Source organism: Aeromonas sp. V90_14, assembly GCF_029967615.1.
GTDB classification, from domain to species: Bacteria; Pseudomonadota; Gammaproteobacteria; order Enterobacterales; family Aeromonadaceae; genus Aeromonas; species Aeromonas hydrophila.
The window spans coordinates 111,116-128,490 of record NZ_JASCAS010000001.1 but is presented as its reverse complement, the minus strand read 5'-3'; the positions used below and the strand labels follow the sequence as shown (position 1 = coordinate 128,490).

The window sequence follows — 17,375 nt, the reverse complement described above, 5'->3', positions numbered from 1 at the left end:
ATTTTCACCCGATGGCCGTCGTCATCTGACGCTGGCGGCGGGAGTCCGCAAACGCATGGCCATGAAAGGGCGTGATGGCCCTCTGAACCATGGCGCAGTGACTATGCTTGATGAGGTTTTCTACCCCTGGAGTGGCAGATGATGCGGCTGTGGTGTTGTTTGTTGATGGGAGTTTGCCTGCTGGCGCAGGCCAAGACCCGGGTCGAGATCCTGGCCGATGCCAACTATCCACCCTACTCCTGGCAGGAAGGGGAGGAGGTGAAGGGGATCTATGCCGACATAGTGCGCAGCGTGACGGCCTCCATGGATGAGTACGAGGTGGTGCTCAAGGCCATGCCCTGGCGACGGGGTCTCAGCATGGTGGAACAGGGCAGTGCCTTCGCCATCTTCCCGCCCTATTACCAGCCCGACAGCCGCCCCTGGATGTGGCCCTATTCCCAACCCCTGCTCGACGAGGATGCGGCGCCGGGGTGGCGGTCAATACCCCGCAGGCGCAATTCCCGGCCGACTACTACGGGCTGCGCTTTGGCATGAATGCCGGTTTCACCATAGGTGGTGCCTCCTTCTGGCAGGCCGTCCAGCAGCAGAAGATCGGGTTGGAGGAGGTGAAGAGCAACCGGGAGAACCTGCTCAAGATAGTGCGCGGCCGGGTGGACTGTACCGTCAACGATCGCCTCTCCCTGCTCTATGAGCTGCTCAACATGATCAAGGGCAATCAGCTGGCGGTGGCCGACATGTCCCAGCTCAAGCAGGGGCCGGTGCTCAGCAAGGAGCAGGGGTTTCTCGGCTACAGCCGCAAGGGGGAGTTCGACTTCAAGGAGGACTTTGCCGAGCAGTTCGACAAGCGGCTCTACGAGCTCAAGAAGCGGGACGGGATCCGGCTCATCGTGGAGCGTTATCTGGGAAAGTCCCCGCGCTGAACTGATCAGGGAGCCAGTCAGATTCAGCCGATAAACACAGGGTTTCGGCCAATAGCAGAGGGACTGAGAGTCCCTCTGCTGTTTTTGATGGGTCACCGGTGACGGCGGCGGGAAAGGCGGCACCACAGGGTGTCCCCGGCACAGATCCGGGCGACCATCACAGACCTTGCATGCATCACCACCATCTGGCGACTGGTCTGTTTGATGAATCAATGTAACCTGTTGTTTTTATATGATTAGTGAGGTGGTTATGCAGTGGGTGAAAAGAGGGGTTGTCATCGCCCTGGTGTGGAGTGGCAGTGTGTGGGCCGATCCTGCTCAGGAACTGGTCAACCTGCTCAACAGCGAGCAGCAGGCGGAGCAGCTGCAGGCCCAGATGCAGGCACAGATGATCCCGCTGATCATCCGGGGCGCCGGTGAACATGCACAGGAGTTGGCCCAGCACCGCGATGTACTGGAGGCCTGGGTGAGCCGTTACCTCTCCTGGGGGGCAATGAGTAGCGAAGTGGCCGCTATCTACCGCAAGCATTTCACCGAGGCTGAGCTCAAGGCGCTGATCGCCTTTTATCAGAGTCCGGTCGGGAAGAAATCCCTGGATACCATGCCGGCCATCTTTCAGGAGAGCTCGCTGGTGGGCCAATCTCTGGCCGAGCGCAACATGCCGGCGCTGCAAACCATGCTGGATGAAGCAAAACGCAAAGCGAAAAAATAGATATGGTCGGCAGGGCATCAACGAAAAGAGGGAGCCATGGGCTCCCTCTGCTGCTTTTTATCGCCGGCGCTATTACAGCACCTGGCTCAGGAACTGGCGCAGGCGCGGGGAGGGGGGATTGTCGAAAAAGTCCGTCGGCTTCTCGTCTACCAGCAGCTCGCCGCTCTCCATAAAGAGCACGCGATCTGCCACCTCGCGGGCAAAGCCCATCTCGTGGGTCACCACCACCATGGTCATCCCCTCGCGGGCCAGCCCCTTCATCACGTCCAGCACCTCGCCCACCATCTCGGGGTCGAGCGCACTGGTGGGCTCGTCAAACAGCATGATGCGCGGCTGCATGGCGAGTGCCCGGGCAATGGCCACCCGCTGCTGCTGGCCGCCGGAGAGCTGGGAGGGGTAGCTCTCGGCCTTGGCTGACAGACCGACTTTGAGCAACAGGGCTTTGGCTCTGTCTTCGGCATCGCGACGCGACAGCCCGCGCACCTTCTGCGGGGCGAGGCAGATGTTGTCCAGCACGTTCAGATGGGGGAAGAGGTTGAAAGACTGGAACACCATGCCCACCTCCTCCCGCAATTTGTTGACGTTCCCCGGCTCGGTCAGACTGATGCCATCCACCACGATATTGCCGTCGTTGATGGTCTCCAACTGGTTGAGGGTGCGCAGGAAGGTGGACTTGCCGGAGCCACTGGGGCCGACGATCACCACCACTTCCCCCTCGGCGACCTGGGTGCTGACGTTTTTGAGGGCGTGCACTTCGGTGCCGTAGAACTTCTCTACACCACTGGCTTTGATAATGGGATCAGTTGCTGCGCGCATATTTCACCTCCAGACGACGCACCAGGAAGGAGAGAGTGCCAGTCAGCACCAGATAGAGCAGGGCCACGGTGAACCACACCTCGAACGGGCTGAAGGTGGAGCTCACCACCTCGCGCCCCGCCTTGGTGAGATCGGTGATGGAGATGACAGAGACCAGCGAGGAGTCCTTGATAAGGTTGATGAACTGGCCCGCCAGCGGGGGCAGCACCCGCTTGAACGCCTGCGGCAGGATGACGTAGCGCATGGTCTGGGCCGAGGTCATGCCGAGGCTTCTGCCCGCTTCCATCTGCCCCTTGTGGATGGAGCTGATGCCGGCACGGACGATTTCCGCCACGTAGGCGCCGGTAAAGACCGCCAGTGCCGCCACCCCGGCGGTGAATCGGTCGAGGTTCAGCACGGTACCGATGAAGAAGTAGACGATGAAGATCTGCACCAGCAGCGGGGTGCCACGGATGAGCTCCACGTAGGTAACCGCCAGGTTGCGCAGGGCGGGGTTGGGGGAGAGTCGGGCCAGCCCGGCCAGGGTGCCGAGCAGGATGGCGAAGATGCCTGCCACCAGCGAGAGTTTGACCGTGACCCAGACGCCCCAGGCGATGGGGCCGGCAGTCCAGCTCAGCTGGGTGTCGAGGGTGTCGCCACGAAAGACGGTGTCCCCTTCTGCTACCTGGCCGCCGCTGATGGCGATGGCTTGGCGCTGGTTGGGATCGAGATCGTTTTGCAAAAACAGCTTGCCCTTGTCGGCTTCGGTGGTGCCGGCGACCACGGTACCGTCAAATTCGGCGTAGTTTTTCTGTTCCGCCTGATAGGCGATGTACTGGGGGATCCGCTCCCAGCGCCAGGTGTAATCCACCGATTGCACGGCCTTGTAGATGCCAAAGATGGCGGCCAGCACGACCAGCAGGAAGATCCCGTGCCAGAGCAGTTGATTGGGTTGTTTTTCCATCTGTCTTGTTGGGTTGTGCACTGTCGCAACCTCGTTGTAGTTATTGTGTGGGGAACTGCGTGAAGGGGCGGCGGGCCGCCCCTTGCGAGGTTACTTGAGCTGGTTCAGCCAGGCGGTGGACTCGAACCACTTCTGGTAGAGGCGGTCGTAGCTGCCGTCGCCCTTGATTTGGCGCAGGTAGTTGTTGAACCAGTTGAGGGTGTCTTGGTCGCCCTTGCGGATGGCCCAGGCCAGCGGTTCGAAGGTGAACGGCTTGTCGAGGTGCACCACGGCACCCTTGTTCTGGGTGGCGAAGATGGCGTTGTAGGGCAGGTCGTAGACGAAGGCGTCGACCTTGCCGTTGAGCACTTCCAGCTTGGCGTCATCCTGGGTTTCAAATTGCAGCAGGGTGGCTTTCGGGATCAGACGCTTGACTGCCTGCTCGCCGGTGGTGCCGAGCTTGACCGCGATCTTGTACTTGGGATCGTTGAGGTCGGTGAAGGATTTGATCTCGCCGGCCTTGTCCTTGCGCAGGACGATGGTCTGCCCGACCACGATGTAGGGGTCGGCAAAGTTGACGCGCAGGTTGCGCTGGGGAGTGACGGTCATGCCGCCCATGATGACGTCGAACTTGTCGGTCAAGAGGGCCGGAATGATGCCATCCCAGGCGGTGTTGACGAACTCGACCTTCACGCCCATCTCCTTGGCGACCATCTTGGCCAGATCCACGTCAAAGCCGATGTACTGGCCCTGCTTGTTGGTCATTTCGAAGGGTTGATAGCCGGCGTCGAAACCGACCCGCAGCACGCCGCGCTCCAGCACGGCATCCAGGGTGGAAGTGGGCGCGGCGTTGGCCAGCCCGCACAGCAGCAGGGTAGAAAGAATGAGTTTTTTGATCATAAGTGACGTCTCTGTCAAAAGTGTGTTCGGCCTTGAACCTGATCCCGTGCGACTCCGTGGCACAAGAGACTGCTGCATCCGGCAACAGGGCAAGACAGGATTATTGTCTTGATTGAGGCAAAAGCCCCATATGAGATTCTATTTGCTGCCGACTGAGTGAAAAATGTACCAAATTCCGATTGTGCCAGATGACTCAATAGGTTAGTGGCGCTTTTTCCCCGTGGCGGCACTCATAAAATCACACGAAAACAACATATCTATCTAATGAGGCGGGTTCAAGCCAAAAATGTATTCAGCACATTTTGTTACAAGCCAGCCCGCCATCAGTAGTGTCAATTGTTGCTCATCTGGCCGCCAAGCGCCAAAAAACAGATTCGAATGAATTTAGTGTGTACGATTGCCGCCCACTAAATGGTTTTTAATTGAGGATTTAGTCAGACACCACTGGGTCTTGTTTTGCGCTTCCAATATACTCAGTTACCTTCGTTTAGTGACACTGGTATGGACGCCTCAATACTGCTCAAGCTGGATGTATTCACTCTGATGATCATGGCACTGGGTGGCTACAGCCTCGGCTTCATCACTCTCTCCATCATCTGGTCGACCCACAGGGAGATCCCCGGACTCGGATACTGGTGGTGGTCCAGTCTGTTCGCACTGGCGGCCCAGAGCCTCTTTACCCTGCAGGCCTTCATGCCGAGTCTGGCGGGGATCTGGCTGGCCAATCTGCTGATCACCGTCTGCATCGCCCTGATGCCGCTGGCGCTGCAGCGTTTCTTCGGCCAGCCCCTCAGCTGGCATGCCAGCGGCTGGTTCATGCTGATCTATGTGCTGATCCTGAGCTGGAGCATTGCCTTCAACGATCAGATGGCCCCCCGGGTGCTGCTGGCTTGCCTGAGCTACATGGTGCTGGGGGCGGTGATCGTCTTTCTCATCTGGCGGCACGGCTATCCCGCCTATCTGCCCGCCGTACTGGTGTTCACCGTGGTCAACATCCTGCTCTATGGCTTCAACCTGCTGCGCATGGCATTTCTGCTGCAGGGGGATGCCAGAGTCTTGATGGATCAGAGCGGTGTCAACGTGCTGCCCTTCCTCTCCATGCTGATGGGCAGTTACCTCTCCACCTTCGGGGTGTTGCTGCTCTGCACCCAGTACCGGGCACTGGCCCTGCGCCAGCAGGCGAGCCACGATCCGCTCACCGGTCTGCTCAACCGGCGCGGCTTCATGGAGCTGATGGCCCGGCGCCGGATGACCGAATTCGGTGCCCTGGCGGTGCTGGATCTCGATGACTTCAAGCAGATCAACGATCGCCATGGTCATGAGATGGGGGACAAGGTGCTGGCGGCGGTGGGGGCCTATCTCGGCGCTCAGCAAGAGCTGGTGGCCAGTCGCTTTGGCGGCGAGGAGTTCGTGTTGCTGCTGCCGCAGGAGGATGAAACGGCGCAGCAGCAGCGCTGCGAGCAGATCATCCGCTCTCTGGCGGCGCAGGACATGCACGGGATCGGCATCACCGTCAGCATGGGGCTGGTGCGCTGCCAGCACAGCTGGCACTTCGACCCCCTGTTCAGCCAGGCGGATCGCGCCCTCTATCAGGCCAAGCGGGAGGGCAAGAATCGGGTCTGCCGGCTGGCGCAAGCCTAGCCGGTCAATCGGCGTCGCGGGGACGCGGCGCCTGCGCCTTGAGGAAGGGGAGCAGCAGCAGGGCGGAGACGCCGGCGGCCACCGAGATCACCACGAAGAAGCCCTGCCAGTGCCAGATCTCCAGCACCCTGGCGAGCGGATAGCCAGAGAGCGCCGCTCCCATGTAGGCAAACAGGCCGACGAAGCCGGTGGCGGCCCCCGCCGAATTCTTGTGGGAGCACTCGGCCGCCGCCATGCCGATCAGCATCTGGGGGCCGAACACGAAGAAGCCGATGGTGAAGAAACAGGCCGCCTGCATCACATAGCTGAAGAAGGGCATCAGCCAGAGCGATCCCACCGCCAGCAATATGCCCACCGCGAAGATGAGATTCATGGGCCCGCGGTTGCCGTTGAACAGCTTGTCCGATCCCCAGCCCGCCACCAGGGCACCGATAAAACCGCCCACTTCGAACATGGAGATGGCCGAGTTGGCGCTCATCAGATTGAAGCCGCGCTGCTCGGTCATGTAGAGATTGCCCCAGTCGTTGATGGCGGTGCGCACCACGTAGACCAGCACGTAGCAGCAGGCCAGCAGCCAGATATAGGGGTTGCCGAGCACGTATTTGCGCAGGATCTGGCTATGGGAGAGGCCGGCATCCTGGGTCTGCTGGGCCAGCTCCATGGCATCGTTTCGCCACTCGCCCACCGTGGGCAGTCCCATGGCGGCCGGGGTATCGCGCAGCCGCCAGCAGAGGAACAACCCCGCCAGGATGGCGATAAGGCCGGGCACTATCATGCCGTAGCGCCAGCCGTGCTGCAGGGCCAGGGTGCTGACGATGAGGGGAATGAGCGCGCCGCCCACGTTGTGGGCCGTGTTCCAGGCTGACCACCAGAAGCCGCGCTCGCTGCGCGAGTACCAGCTGGTGAGCAGCTTGGAGCAGGGGGGCCAGCCCCAGCCCTGGAAGAAGGCGTTGGCCACCCAGAGGGCGGCGAACAGCCACAGCGACGACGAGAGCCCGAACAGTATGTTGATGACCCCGGTCGCCATCAGCCCGAGGCCCATGAAGTAGCGCGGGTTGGCGCGGTCGCTGATGATGCCGGAGAAGAACTTGGAGCAGCCGTAGGTGATGTAGAACAGGGTCCACAGCATGCCGATGTCGGCCTTGTTCAGCATGCCGCTGGCCAACATGTCCGGCATGGCGAAGTTGAAGCTCTTGCGGGTGAAGTAGAACACCGCGTAGCCCAGATACATGGTCAGCAGGATGTGCAGCCGCCAGTGGCGATAACAGGCGTCGATCTCGGCCTGATCGCGGATGAGGGGTTGAGGCGGTGCGCTTCTCATGAAGCTGAGCATTAGACGCTCCTCCCTTGCAGCAGGGTGTCAGTCATGACTCTCCTCCCGTTTGCGGCCGGGCAGGGTCACGGTCAGCTGGGTGCCGTGCACGCAGGAGAGCTGCAATGTGCCTCCCAGCGCCTGCACCCGCTCGCGGATGCCGAGCAGGCCGTAGCCCTGGGGCGTGCGGTGTTCGGGCAGGCCGCAGCCATCGTCTTCCAGCAGCAGAGTCAGTCGCTCGCCCTGGCGGTGGGCCCGGATGGTGACCGAGCTGGCATTGGCGTGTTTCACCACGTTGTTGAGCCCCTCCTGACAGACCCGAAACAGGGTGACTCGCTGGGCATCGGAGAGGCCGGCGTCCGCCAGCTGCCACTCGAGCCGGGTGACGATGCCGCGGCGCTCCAGCTCCAGCTCCCGCAGCAGGCCGCGTACCGCCTGCTCCAGGCTCATGTCGTCGAGCTGGCGGGGGCGCAGCCGGCCGAGCAGGCCGCGCACCGCGTCGTAGATGCCCAGCGACAGCGTCTCGATGAGGGCGCTGCTCTGGCCGACCCCGGCATTGTCGGGGGCGAGGCGGCGCACTATGCCGGCCTGGGTGCGGATGGCGGTGATGGTCTGGCCGATGTCGTCGTGCAGCTCGCGCGCCACCTCCTTGCGGATGCTCTCTTCGGTCTCCAGCAGCCGTTCGGTGAGCTGGCGATTGTGGGCAAGCTGGCGGCTCAGCGCCTGGTTGAGCTCGCGCTGGCGCTGGATGCCGGCGCCGAGCAGCAGGCCGGTGAGGCTCTGGGCCAGCAGGGAGAGCAGCAGATCGAGCGGATGATCATGCCAGGCCTGGCTGGCCATCAGCGCCACCGTGTTCATCAGAGTGGCGAGCAGGGCCCCCTGCCAGCCGTAGCGCCAGGCCATGGCCATGATGGGGATGGCCAGACAAAACGGGGTGAAGCGCACCAGCGAGTCCGGCAGGCCGAGCTGCAGCCAGAGGCTCAGCACGAACAGCAGCAGATACCAGACCAGATGGCGAAAACGCCAGTCCACCGGTTGATCCACCAGGGTCGGGCCGAGCGGCACCCAGGTGGCGCGGGTGAGGTAGTGCCAGATCAGCATGCAGGTGGAGGTCAGCGTCAGCCCGCCGGTGAGGGTGAGCAGCAGCGCGGTGAGGCCATCCTCGCCAGCAAGATGCCAGAGCAGGGATTGCAGCCCCGCCGCCACCGTGACGGTAGCCAGCAGCACCAGCAGCTGCTGCCAGTCGTTGCGCACCGGCTGGCGGCGGGCGATGAGCAGCGGCAGCAGGGTCAGCAGGCTGCCCGTTTGAATGAGCGGCCACAGCGGCAGCCCCACTTCCTGATTGAGCCAGTAGAGCAGCAGGGATTCGCACAGCAGCAGCGGCGGCCAGTAGGCGATCGGGCTTTGCAGCAGCAGCCCCAGACGCAGGCCGAAGGGGAACAGCAGGGCCGCCAGCATGGGCGATCCCGCCAGGTGCAGGCCGATGCTCCACAGGCAGAACCAGCCGGCAGCAAAGATGAAACAGGCCGCCAGCGAGATGGCGACATAGCTGGCAAGACGGGGGATCACCAGCTGTCCAGCATGCGGTGGGCCAGCTCCACGTTGTTGCTGACCTTGAGTTTGTCCATCAGGTTGGCGCGGTGCACGTGCACCGTCTTGGGAGAGAGACCAAGCTGCTCGGCGATGGCCTTCACCTCCAGTCCCCGCGCCAGCAGCTGGGCCACTTCCCGTTCCCGGTTGGTGAGCGGATCCTGGCTGTTGCAGGCCAGCTTGTGGGCAATGTCCGGGGTGAGGTAGCAGCCGCCGTGGGCGGCAGTGCGCACTGCGGCGATCAGTTCGTCCGGGCTGCAGCGCTTGGAGAGGAACCCCTTGGCGCCGGCCTGCAATGCCTGCTCGATCAACGCCGGGCTGTCGTGCACCGACAGCATCACCACGGCGAGGCCGGAAGGGAGGCGCTTGAGCAGATCCAGCCCGGACTGGTCCGGCATGGAGATGTCGCACACGCACAGTTGCACGCCGCTGCCGGGCAGTCCCGCCAGCGCCTCGGCGGCGGAGCCAAATTCGGCCACCACCCGCAGGTCGGGTTCGAGATTGAGCAGTTGAGCAAAGCCGGAGCGGACGATCTGGTGATCGTCGATGAGGGCAATCTTTATCATGATGTCAGCCTGAAATCTGCGGCCAGGGTGCTGGCGCGGCCAACAAGATACCTGCCGCCTCGCCCGGGCTCAAGAGAAAGCAGGGCATGTGAGCGGGATTGGCGGCGCTTCTGTGGCAAAGCTTGATCGGGATCAGGGGCGGGCACGTGCGCAGGCCTGCGCCAGCGGCTTGGCACGTACCCGGGAGGATTAGCGGTGCAGCTCGCCGGCACGCTCCGGCTGATAGACCACTTCCAGGATCTCCACCTCGATGGTGCGACCGGCCGGGCCGGGCCAGGCGATGCTGTCGCCTACCTTCAGGCCGAGCAGGGCGCTGCCGACCGGGGCCAGCACGGAGATCTTCGACTCGTCACCCTGCACGTCCTTGGGGTAGACCAGGGTCAGGCAGAACTCGTTGCCGCTGCTCGGCATCTTGAAGCGCACCGTGCTGTTCATGGTGACCACGTCCGGCGGCATGTCGGCCGGCTCGCGCATCTCGGCGCGATCCAGCTCCTCCTGCAGGGCCAGGTGCTGGGGATGGTTGCCGAGCAGTTGCTCGATGCGGTCGAGATCCAGGCTGGAGATCACGAGATGAGGCTGTTTCATAAGATATTCCTTATCAATGGGTTAAAGGACCAGGATGACGGGCAAGCTGGTCGAAAAAGAGTGTGCGATACGAAAAAACAGATCGGGAATGCGATGCCCCCGAACGACTCGCTGTCGGAGGCGAGGGCGGGGGCTCAACGGGGTGTGAGCTGGCTTGATAAAATAATGAGCGCTTTCATGGGGATACCATAACCATTCTGGACTGCTTTGGCAATTATCCTGACAAGCTTGTCAGGGGGCCTGGTAATCGTACTGCTTGATGATGCGCGCCAGGCTGCCATCGTCGCGCATGGTGGCGATGATCTTGCGCCAGCGGGTTGCCTCGGCGGCCGGGAAACGGGGGCTGGCGGCCAGATAGAGCGAAGCCCGCTGCAGGGTGTCGCCGCGCACCAGATCCGCCAGCGGCAGGCCGGCCTGCTGCTGGTTGTAGCGGGCGCTGTTCCAGGCCACCGCCCAGCCCTGGATACGGCCCAGCGCCAGCTTGCTGGCGTTGTGGATCTCCTCGGCCACCAGCGCCTGTTTCACTTGCGGGTAGGGCTGCAGCAGGCTCTGGCCATAGGAGCCGCGCATCACGCCGACCGTGAGGCCGGGCAGCTCTTTGCTGGTGATGGGGACAGGATGGTAGTGGCGATGGCTGACCAGCACGAAGGCCTCGTCCAGCAGCGGTGCAATCCACAGAAACTGCGGCTCGCGCTGGGGGCTGCGCACCGGCGGCACCAGCAGCACGTCCTGGCGGTGGCGAGTCTGGCTGAGGGCGCGGGCCAGCGGCATCAGCTCGATGGTCAGCGGCTCCTTCAGGCGGCGGGCCGCCTCCTCCAGCACCTCGATGGCCATGCCGCTCGGGGCGCCCTGATAGGAGCGAATGACATAGGGGGGGATCTCGGCGGCGATGACCACCACGGCCTTGGCCTGGGCGGCGGGGAAGAGCAGGGTGCAAAGCAGCAAGAGCAGGGAAGTACGCATGGCAGGCCGGATCCGGGATGAGTACACAGAGTGTAACATCCCGTCAGCACAAATCAGCTCACCCCATTCAGGGCGTCCCGTCAGTCGAAGAAGTCCCGCAGATCCAGGGTCTGGTAGCCTTCCAGCTGCTGCCAGGGCAGGCTCTTTGGCAGGGGCTTGAGGGTCACCTCCATCCGGTAGCTGCGATAACCGTCGAGGCTCGCCGACTCCACCACCAGCGGCAGCTGCCAGCGGTTCGACCAGAGGATGCGGGTGCGCTGCCTGCCCTCGCGTTTTTCATACCAGCGCGCCTGTTCGGGGGCCGCCTCGTCGAGGGGGGTCATCTCCTGCAACAGGGCCGGGTTGATGAGGTGGCGGATCCGCGGCCAGTCGGGTTTGAAAGCCACCTGACCGTACTCCTCCTCCGGCACCTCCACCAGCTGGTTGTGCCAGTTGTCGGCGTAGCGCAGTTGCAGCATCCCCTGCTGGTCGCGGGTCACCCAGCGCGCCGCCATCTGGTGGGTAAAGTGCTTGTGGCCCGGGGTGGCATCGTGGGTGGCGTGATAGGCGCGGGCAAGCGGCAGCGGGATGAGCCGCTGGCTCCACACCTGATCGCCAACCCGCAGCCACTTCTCCTGCCACTGGCTTTCCTTGCTGACGCCGTCGCTGCTGGTGACCCTGTCCTGATAACGGATGCGGGCGGCCAGATCGGGGACTTCATCGGCCAGGAGGGGAAAAGCGAGGCTGCTGGCGAGCAGCCACAACGGAAGTAACAGTCGCATATGGGTGATCGCTCGAACGAGCAGAGCCCGGCACCCTGCCGGGCCCTGTCGTTTACAGGCCGAGCGCCTCCTTCAGCTTGCCGAACACCTTGGTGTTATCCAGCGTCCCCTTGAAGCGGCTGCTGCCGGCACCGTCGGCAAACAGCATCACATCGCCGCCGCCGTGGGTCTCGGAGCCGAGCTTGACCCCGGTCTCCTGCAGGTAGTCGTCCGCCATCACCTGATCGCTGGTGAGGGTGGGGCGCACGTCGGGGCGGTTGGGGCCGTTGCCGAACACCAGGGTGGTGAACGGCTTGCCATCCACGTCGTTCTGGGTCGAGCCATCGCCATTTTTTACCAGATCCAGCACCTTGTTGCCCTTGGCTGAGTAGCCGTTAATGGTCATGGTGTGGTCATGGTCGGCGGTGACCACGATCAGGGTATCTTTCAAGTCCACCTTGCCGAGCGCCGTCTTGACCGCGTCGTCCAGCGCCACCGCGTCGGTGAGCGAGCGCTTGGCATTGGTACCGTGCAGGGCGTGGTCGATCCGGCCCCCTTCCACCATCAGGAAGTAGCCCTGGCTGTTCTGGCTGAGCAGATCGATTGCCTTGGCGGTCATCTCGGAGAGCGACGGCTGGGTATTGGCCGCCCCTTTGGCGACGCGGTCCAGCTCGTAGTCGAGGTGGGATTTGGCGCTGAACAGCCCAAGCACCTTGCCCGAGGTGACGCCAGCCAGACCATCTTTGGTGGTGACATAGCGATAGCCCTGGGCCGTCAGCTCGGCGGTGAGATCCCGCCCGTCGGCGCGGCCACCCTTGTTGCTGGTGCTGTTGTAGGGTGTCCAGTGGTTGGCGCCGCCCCCCATCAGCACGTCGACCCCGTCCCCCAGCGCCTGGTTGAAGCCGGCACCGCCCGGTACCGCCTGCTCGGCGATGGCGTAGGCGGCATCCCGGTGGCAGATGTGGGAGTAGGTGGCGGCCGGGGTGGCATGGGTCAGCTCGGTGGTGGTGACGGCGCCCACCGACTTGCCCGCCGCCTTGGCCAGCTCGAGAAGGGTGGGCACCGGCTTGCCGTTGTCGCTGGTGCAGTTGTTGACGCCCTTGTTGCCGTTGGCGTCCTTGCCGGGCGCGACGGCCCTGGTGTCGCTGCTCATGGCGATCACCTCGTTGTTCATCTTGACCCCGGTGGTGTAGGCCGCCATGGAGGGGGCCGAGTCGGTGGTCTGGGCATCGTTGGAGAAGGTCTTGATGCGGGCGCTGCGGGCCAGCTTCATCATCTCCAGATTGCCCTCTTCTCCCACCTTGTAGAGGCGGGTGGCGGTGAGCACGGTGGGGCCCATGCCGTCGCCGATGAACAGGATGACGTTCTTGGCATCGCTGGCCTGTGCCTGGGCCGCGCCGCCGAGGGCGGCCAGCAGGGCCGTGCTGACCAGGGTTTTATGCAGGTTCTGCTTTATGGATTGGTTGATGGCTCTTTTCATGGGAATGCTCCTTACAGCCCGGCCGCAGCCTTGACCTTGCCGAACACGGCGGTGTTGTCGAGTGAGCCGTGGAAGCTGTCCGCTCCCTGGCCGATGGCACCGAGGAAGACGTCGGTGCCGCCGTGGGTCTCGTTGCCTATTTCGCCCACCTTGACCACCACCTCCTGGTGATAGTCGTTGGCGGAGACGGTGGCGTCGTCCAGCGGCGCCACGCTGCTGCGCGGCCCGTCCACCCGGTTGTAGCCGTTGCCAAAGCCGATGATGGTGTAGGGCATGCCATCGGCATCCTTGCTCGGCTCGCCGGTTTCGTAGTTCTTCACCAGCCCGAGCACGCCGGGGTTGTCGGCGGTGGTCTTGCCGGTACGCTTGGCGTAACCATTCAGGACTAGCGTGTGGTCATGGTCGGCGGTGACCACGATCAGGGTGTTTTTCAGCTCGGGATCGGTTTTCTTCACCTCGTCGAGGGTCGCCTTGATGGCGTTGTCGAAGGCGAGGGTGTCCTGCAGGGCACGCTTGGCGTTGGTGTCGTGCAGGGCGTGGTCGATGCGGCCCCCTTCCACCATCAGGAAGTAGCCCTGTTTCTGGTCTTTGAGCTGCTTGATGGCAGCCAGGGTCATCTGGGCCAGGGAAGGCTCGCTGGCGGGCCGGTCCAGGTCATATTTCATGTGGCTTGAGCCAAACAGCCCCAGCAGCGGCTTGCCCGCCTCGGCCTTGTTCAACTCCTCCAGATTGCCGGCAAACTGGTAGCCCTTGGCCTTCATTTCATCGATGAGGTTGCGGCCATCCTCGCGCTTGCCCTTGTCTGCCTTCGGCAGGAAGAAGCTGCTGCCACCGCCAAGCACCACGTCCACCCCTTCTTTGAGGGCTCTGTTGTAACCGGCGCCGCCGGGCACCAGCTGGGCGGCGATGTCGGCTTCCAGATCCCGGTTGCAGAGGTGGGCATAGGTAGCGGCCGGAGTAGCGTGAGTCACCCGGGTGGTGGTGACCACGCCGGTGCCGCGGCCGGCGGCCTTGGCCAGCTCCAGCAAGGTGGTGACCGGCTTGCCGCCGCTCTTGCTGCAGTTGCTCTCCTGGGTGGCGTCGCTATCCATGCTGATGACGCCGTTGTTGCTCTTGACCCCGGTCATGTAGGCGGACATGGAGGGGGCCGAGTCGGTCACCTGGGCGTCGTGGGAGAAGGTCTTGATGAAGGCCGTCTCCGGCAGGGTATCGATGGTGAGGCTGCCCTCTTCACCGACGCCGTAGATACGGGCGGCGGTCAGGGTATTGAGACCCATGCCGTCGCCGAGGAAGAAGATCACGTTCTTGGCGCCGGGGGCGGGCGCACTGCTGTCGTTGTTGGAGTTGCAGCCGGCAGCCAGGGCGGCGCCGATCATCAATGCAAGTCCTGCCATCTTTCTCATTGGGGTTCGCTCCTTGTAAAACCTGAGCGCAGCCTAGAGGTCGCAGATGACACTTTTAGTGAAACGGGATGACAATCCGATGAAGGTGTTACGTGAATGTTATGTTGTATCAATGGCTTATATTAATGCAGCCGGAGCACGGGATGCCGGTGGGCGAGGGGGCCGGGTGGGGGAGAATCTGGCTGGATTGCGGGCTGGCGGCTAGAATGGCCTGTCAAATCAGGGCGTGTGCAGGTAAAATGCGCCCCCTTGCGACGCCCTGCGTCCGCCACCGCTCGCCGCTCGCACCACCGCAAGCCAGCGCCCGCAGTCCCTAGATGAGAGTAACGGATATGTCCATCAACTGGTTCCCCGGCCACATGCACAAGGCCCGCAAAGAGATTGCCGAGGTCATGCCCCAGGTCGATGTCATCATCGAGATGCTCGACGCCCGCATCCCCTTCTCCAGCGAAAACCCGCTGGTGCCCGAGCTGCGCGGCGATACTCCGGTGATCAAGGTGCTCAACAAGGCGGATCTTGCCGACCCCGAGATCACCGAGCTGTGGGTGGCCCACATGGAGCAGGAGAAGGGGATCAAGGCATTGCCCCTGACCCAGCAGGAGCCGGAGAAGATCAAGCAGCTGCTGACCCTCTGCCACGAGATGCTGCCGGAGCGCAATCTGGAGCTGCGCGGCGTGCGCGCCATGATCATGGGCATTCCCAACGTGGGCAAATCCACCCTGATCAACACCCTGGCCGGGCGCATCATCGCCCGCACCGGCAACGAGGCGGGGGTGACCAAGTCCCAGCAACGGATCAAGCTCGACAACAACGTCATCCTGACCGATACCCCGGGTTTCTTGTGGCCCAAGCTCAATCCGCCCTCCTGTGGCTACCGCTTGGCGATCACCGCCGCCATCAAGGACACGGTATTTGACTACGCCGACATCGCCATGTTTGCCGCCGATTACTTCATCAAGGCCTACCCGGAGCGGATCCAGGCGCGCTATCAGCTGAGCGAGCTGCCGGAAACCGAGATCGAGCTGCTGGAGCTCATCGCCCGCCAGCGCGGCTTCATGCGCAAGGGCGGCCTGGCCGATCTGCACAAGGCCTCCGAGATCCTGGTCAACGAGTTCCGCTCAGGCCTGTTGGGTCGCATCTCGCTGGAGACCCCGGCGATGGTGAGCGTCGAGATTGTGGAAGCCGAGGCCGAGGCCGAACAGAAGGCCAAGGAGAAGGCGGAGCGGGAAGAGGAGCGTCAGGCGCGGGCACGTCGCAAGTACGCCAAGAAGCGTCAGCGCTAACCGGCGTTATGCCTGGTTCTCACGAAGAGGCGACCCTGGGGTCGCCTCTTTGTTGTTGGGCTGATTGAGCATCAGTGACGGGGCGGCTTGGCCACTGCGGTCGCGTACTCTTGTGTGCCGCTGCCCGCCGCCCGCCATCATGTTCATGGCGCCGCGCAAGGTCGATGGGGATGATCGACCGGTCATGCCCCATCAAGACCGCCAAACTACCCGTTAATCAAGGGGATGAGCCGGGCTGCCGAGCAAGCGCTGAGCGGTGCCAAATGAGGTTTTACTGCCGGCGTGAAAAAACATCCCCTGCGCCAATTAACGCCGATTGACAATGGCATTGGCGGTGGCATGATGCGCTCGCATTTTGACTCTTCTCACGGTATTACCCATGACCACCTACACCCGGCCAGTGCTGTTGTTGCTCTGCGGCCTGCTGCTGCTCACGCTGGCCATCGCGGTGTTGAACACCCTGGTGCCGCTCTGGCTGGCCCATGACAATCTGCCGACCTGGCAGGTGGGCATGGTCAGCTCCTCCTATTTCAGCGGCAACCTGCTGGGCACCCTGCTGGCGGGGGCGCTGATCAAACGCTACGGGTTCAACCGCAGCTACTACCTGGTCTCCGCCCTCTTTGCCATTGGTTGTGTCGGGCTCGGCATTACCCTCGGTTTCTGGAGCTGGCTCGGCTGGCGGTTCCTCGCCGGCATCGGCTGCGCCATGATCTGGGTGGTGGTGGAGAGCGCGCTGATGTGCAGTGGCAACGCGCGCAATCGGGGGCGGCTGCTGGCCGCTTACATGATGGTCTATTACCTGGGGACCGTGCTTGGGCAACTGCTGGTCAGCAAGCTGCCGACCGGCCTGATGGAGGTACTGCCCTGGGCGACCGGGCTGATATTGGCGGCTATCCTGCCGCTGTTGTTCACCCGCATCGTCAGTGAGCGCAATGAGCAGCAAGGGAGCACCCGGGTCTGGCCGATGCTGCGGCTGCGGCAGGCGCGGCTCGGGGTCGATGGTTGCATCATCTCCGGCATGGTATTGGGGTCGCTGTACGGCCTGATGCCGCTTTATCTGAACCACCGCGGGGTGAGCGATGCCGGCATTGGCTACTGGATGGCGGTGATGGTGAGCGCGGGCATCCTGGGGCAGTGGCCGGTGGGCCGTCTGGCGGATCGGTTCGGGCGCTTGCCGGTGCTGCGGGTACAGGTACTGGTGGTGATCCTGGGGTGTTGCGCCATGCTCGGCGGCGTGGCGATGGGCCCGGCGCTGTTTGTGCTGGGCGCCGCCGGTTTCACCCTCTACCCGGTGGCCATGGCGTGGGCCTGCGAGAAGGTCGAGCACCATCAGCTGGTGGCGATGAACCAGGCGCTGCTGCTGAGCTACACCATCGGCAGCCTGCTGGGCCCGGCCTGTACCGCGCTGTTGATGCAGCACTACTCGGACAATCAGCTGTTCATCGTGATCGCTGGCGTGTCGTGCGTGTATCTGCTGATGTTGCTGCGCAAGCTGGGTGAACACCCGACGCCGGTGGCCCACGCCTGAACGGGGCGGCAGGA

15 protein-coding genes and 1 pseudogene are annotated in these 17,375 nt (G+C 63.1%); 5 read left to right on the top strand and 11 right to left on the bottom strand.

Translation table 11 applies throughout. From position 1 onward, the window contains the following. The first annotated feature begins 165 nt into the window (after positions 1-165). A pseudogene (locus tag QLG02_RS00555) lies at positions 166-920 on the top strand (ABC transporter substrate-binding protein). A gap of 250 nt (positions 921-1,170) precedes the next feature. Beyond that, complete coding sequence (locus QLG02_RS00550) at positions 1,171-1,632, top strand: DUF2059 domain-containing protein (protein WP_282464231.1); 462 nt, start codon at positions 1,171-1,173, stop codon at positions 1,630-1,632. 72 nt (positions 1,633-1,704) lie between these two features. Here the strand turns inward: QLG02_RS00550 and QLG02_RS00545 are convergent, their stop codons facing one another. The 3 genes from QLG02_RS00545 to QLG02_RS00535 form a co-directional block, all read right to left on the bottom strand. After that, positions 1,705-2,448, bottom strand: a complete 744-nt coding sequence (locus QLG02_RS00545; protein ID WP_124253303.1) for an amino acid ABC transporter ATP-binding protein — start codon at positions 2,446-2,448, stop codon at positions 1,705-1,707. Continuing rightward, a complete protein-coding gene (locus QLG02_RS00540) occupies positions 2,432-3,391 on the bottom strand; it encodes an amino acid ABC transporter permease (RefSeq protein ID WP_167824962.1) in 960 nt (319 codons plus the stop codon). The genes QLG02_RS00545 and QLG02_RS00540 overlap by 17 nt, the downstream gene beginning before the upstream one ends. Positions 3,392-3,481: 90 nt before the next feature. Then, entirely contained in the window at positions 3,482-4,270 is a 789-nt protein-coding gene (locus QLG02_RS00535; protein ID WP_168967060.1) for a transporter substrate-binding domain-containing protein, read from the bottom strand. 501 nt (positions 4,271-4,771) lie between these two features. Between QLG02_RS00535 and QLG02_RS00530 the strand changes: the two genes are divergently transcribed. Next, positions 4,772-5,911 (top strand): GGDEF domain-containing protein, encoded by a 1,140-nt coding sequence (locus QLG02_RS00530; protein ID WP_282464230.1) that lies wholly within the window; start codon positions 4,772-4,774, stop codon positions 5,909-5,911. Positions 5,912-5,915: 4 nt separating this feature from the next. Here the strand turns inward: QLG02_RS00530 and QLG02_RS00525 are convergent, their stop codons facing one another. The 8 genes from QLG02_RS00525 to QLG02_RS00490 all read right to left on the bottom strand — a co-directional run bounded on the left by QLG02_RS00525 (position 5,916) and on the right by QLG02_RS00490 (position 14,550). Continuing rightward, the gene (locus QLG02_RS00525) at positions 5,916-7,244 is read right to left on the bottom strand and encodes an MFS transporter (RefSeq protein WP_282464229.1); all 1,329 of its coding nucleotides are present in this window, start codon (positions 7,242-7,244) and stop codon (positions 5,916-5,918) included. 27 nt (positions 7,245-7,271) lie between these two features. Continuing rightward, the gene (uhpB, locus tag QLG02_RS00520; RefSeq protein ID WP_282464228.1) at positions 7,272-8,792 is read right to left on the bottom strand and encodes a signal transduction histidine-protein kinase/phosphatase UhpB; all 1,521 of its coding nucleotides are present in this window, start codon (positions 8,790-8,792) and stop codon (positions 7,272-7,274) included. Continuing rightward, positions 8,789-9,379 (bottom strand): transcriptional regulator UhpA, encoded by a 591-nt coding sequence (gene uhpA, locus QLG02_RS00515; protein WP_011706601.1) that lies wholly within the window; start codon positions 9,377-9,379, stop codon positions 8,789-8,791. Before uhpA ends, uhpB begins: the two co-directional genes overlap by 4 nt. Before the next feature lie 189 nt (positions 9,380-9,568). Next, positions 9,569-9,964, bottom strand: coding sequence for a nucleoside diphosphate kinase regulator (gene rnk / locus QLG02_RS00510; RefSeq protein WP_011706600.1), 396 nt, complete (start codon positions 9,962-9,964; stop codon positions 9,569-9,571). Positions 9,965-10,195: 231 nt separating this feature from the next. After that, entirely contained in the window at positions 10,196-10,927 is a 732-nt protein-coding gene (locus QLG02_RS00505) for a transporter substrate-binding domain-containing protein (RefSeq protein ID WP_233768774.1), read from the bottom strand. An 80-nt stretch (positions 10,928-11,007) separates the two neighbouring features. Beyond that, on the bottom strand, positions 11,008-11,688 hold the full coding sequence (locus QLG02_RS00500; protein WP_282464227.1) for a hypothetical protein: 681 nt from the start codon (positions 11,686-11,688) through the stop codon (positions 11,008-11,010). Between the two features lie 52 nt (positions 11,689-11,740). Further along, positions 11,741-13,147: an alkaline phosphatase gene (locus QLG02_RS00495; RefSeq protein ID WP_282464226.1), complete on the bottom strand. Its 1,407-nt coding sequence runs from the start codon at positions 13,145-13,147 to the stop codon at positions 11,741-11,743. An 11-nt stretch (positions 13,148-13,158) separates the two neighbouring features. After that, positions 13,159-14,550: an alkaline phosphatase gene (locus QLG02_RS00490; RefSeq protein WP_282464225.1), complete on the bottom strand. Its 1,392-nt coding sequence runs from the start codon at positions 14,548-14,550 to the stop codon at positions 13,159-13,161. 332 nt (positions 14,551-14,882) lie between these two features. Here QLG02_RS00490 and ylqF point away from each other — a divergent pair, with 332 nt between their 5' ends. Together ylqF and QLG02_RS00480 are read left to right on the top strand one after the other, a co-directional pair. Then, positions 14,883-15,833: a ribosome biogenesis GTPase YlqF gene (gene ylqF / locus QLG02_RS00485; RefSeq protein ID WP_016351290.1), complete on the top strand. Its 951-nt coding sequence runs from the start codon at positions 14,883-14,885 to the stop codon at positions 15,831-15,833. A gap of 379 nt (positions 15,834-16,212) precedes the next feature. Continuing rightward, on the top strand, positions 16,213-17,361 hold the full coding sequence (locus tag QLG02_RS00480) for an MFS transporter (protein ID WP_282464224.1): 1,149 nt from the start codon (positions 16,213-16,215) through the stop codon (positions 17,359-17,361). Positions 17,362-17,375: the final 14 nt, after the last annotated feature.

What these genes read in the sequence shown, in the direction of transcription:
- QLG02_RS00550 (WP_282464231.1), top strand. Translation starts at nt 1,171, where the DNA reads ATGCAGTGGGTGAAAAGAGGGGTTGTCATCGCCCTGGTGTGGAGTGGC.
- QLG02_RS00545 (WP_124253303.1), bottom strand. Translation starts at nt 2,448, where the DNA reads ATGCGCGCAGCAACTGATCCCATTATCAAAGCCAGTGGTGTAGAGAAG.
- QLG02_RS00540 (WP_167824962.1), bottom strand. Translation starts at nt 3,391, where the DNA reads ATGGAAAAACAACCCAATCAACTGCTCTGGCACGGGATCTTCCTGCTG.
- QLG02_RS00535 (WP_168967060.1), bottom strand. Translation starts at nt 4,270, where the DNA reads ATGATCAAAAAACTCATTCTTTCTACCCTGCTGCTGTGCGGGCTGGCC.
- QLG02_RS00530 (WP_282464230.1), top strand. Translation starts at nt 4,772, where the DNA reads ATGGACGCCTCAATACTGCTCAAGCTGGATGTATTCACTCTGATGATC.
- QLG02_RS00525 (WP_282464229.1), bottom strand. Translation starts at nt 7,244, where the DNA reads ATGCTCAGCTTCATGAGAAGCGCACCGCCTCAACCCCTCATCCGCGAT.
- uhpA (WP_011706601.1), bottom strand. Translation starts at nt 9,379, where the DNA reads ATGATAAAGATTGCCCTCATCGACGATCACCAGATCGTCCGCTCCGGC.
- rnk (WP_011706600.1), bottom strand. Translation starts at nt 9,964, where the DNA reads ATGAAACAGCCTCATCTCGTGATCTCCAGCCTGGATCTCGACCGCATC.
- QLG02_RS00505 (WP_233768774.1), bottom strand. Translation starts at nt 10,927, where the DNA reads ATGCGTACTTCCCTGCTCTTGCTGCTTTGCACCCTGCTCTTCCCCGCC.
- QLG02_RS00500 (WP_282464227.1), bottom strand. Translation starts at nt 11,688, where the DNA reads ATGCGACTGTTACTTCCGTTGTGGCTGCTCGCCAGCAGCCTCGCTTTT.
- QLG02_RS00495 (WP_282464226.1), bottom strand. Translation starts at nt 13,147, where the DNA reads ATGAAAAGAGCCATCAACCAATCCATAAAGCAGAACCTGCATAAAACC.
- QLG02_RS00490 (WP_282464225.1), bottom strand. Translation starts at nt 14,550, where the DNA reads ATGAGAAAGATGGCAGGACTTGCATTGATGATCGGCGCCGCCCTGGCT.
- ylqF (WP_016351290.1), top strand. Translation starts at nt 14,883, where the DNA reads ATGTCCATCAACTGGTTCCCCGGCCACATGCACAAGGCCCGCAAAGAG.
- QLG02_RS00480 (WP_282464224.1), top strand. Translation starts at nt 16,213, where the DNA reads ATGACCACCTACACCCGGCCAGTGCTGTTGTTGCTCTGCGGCCTGCTG.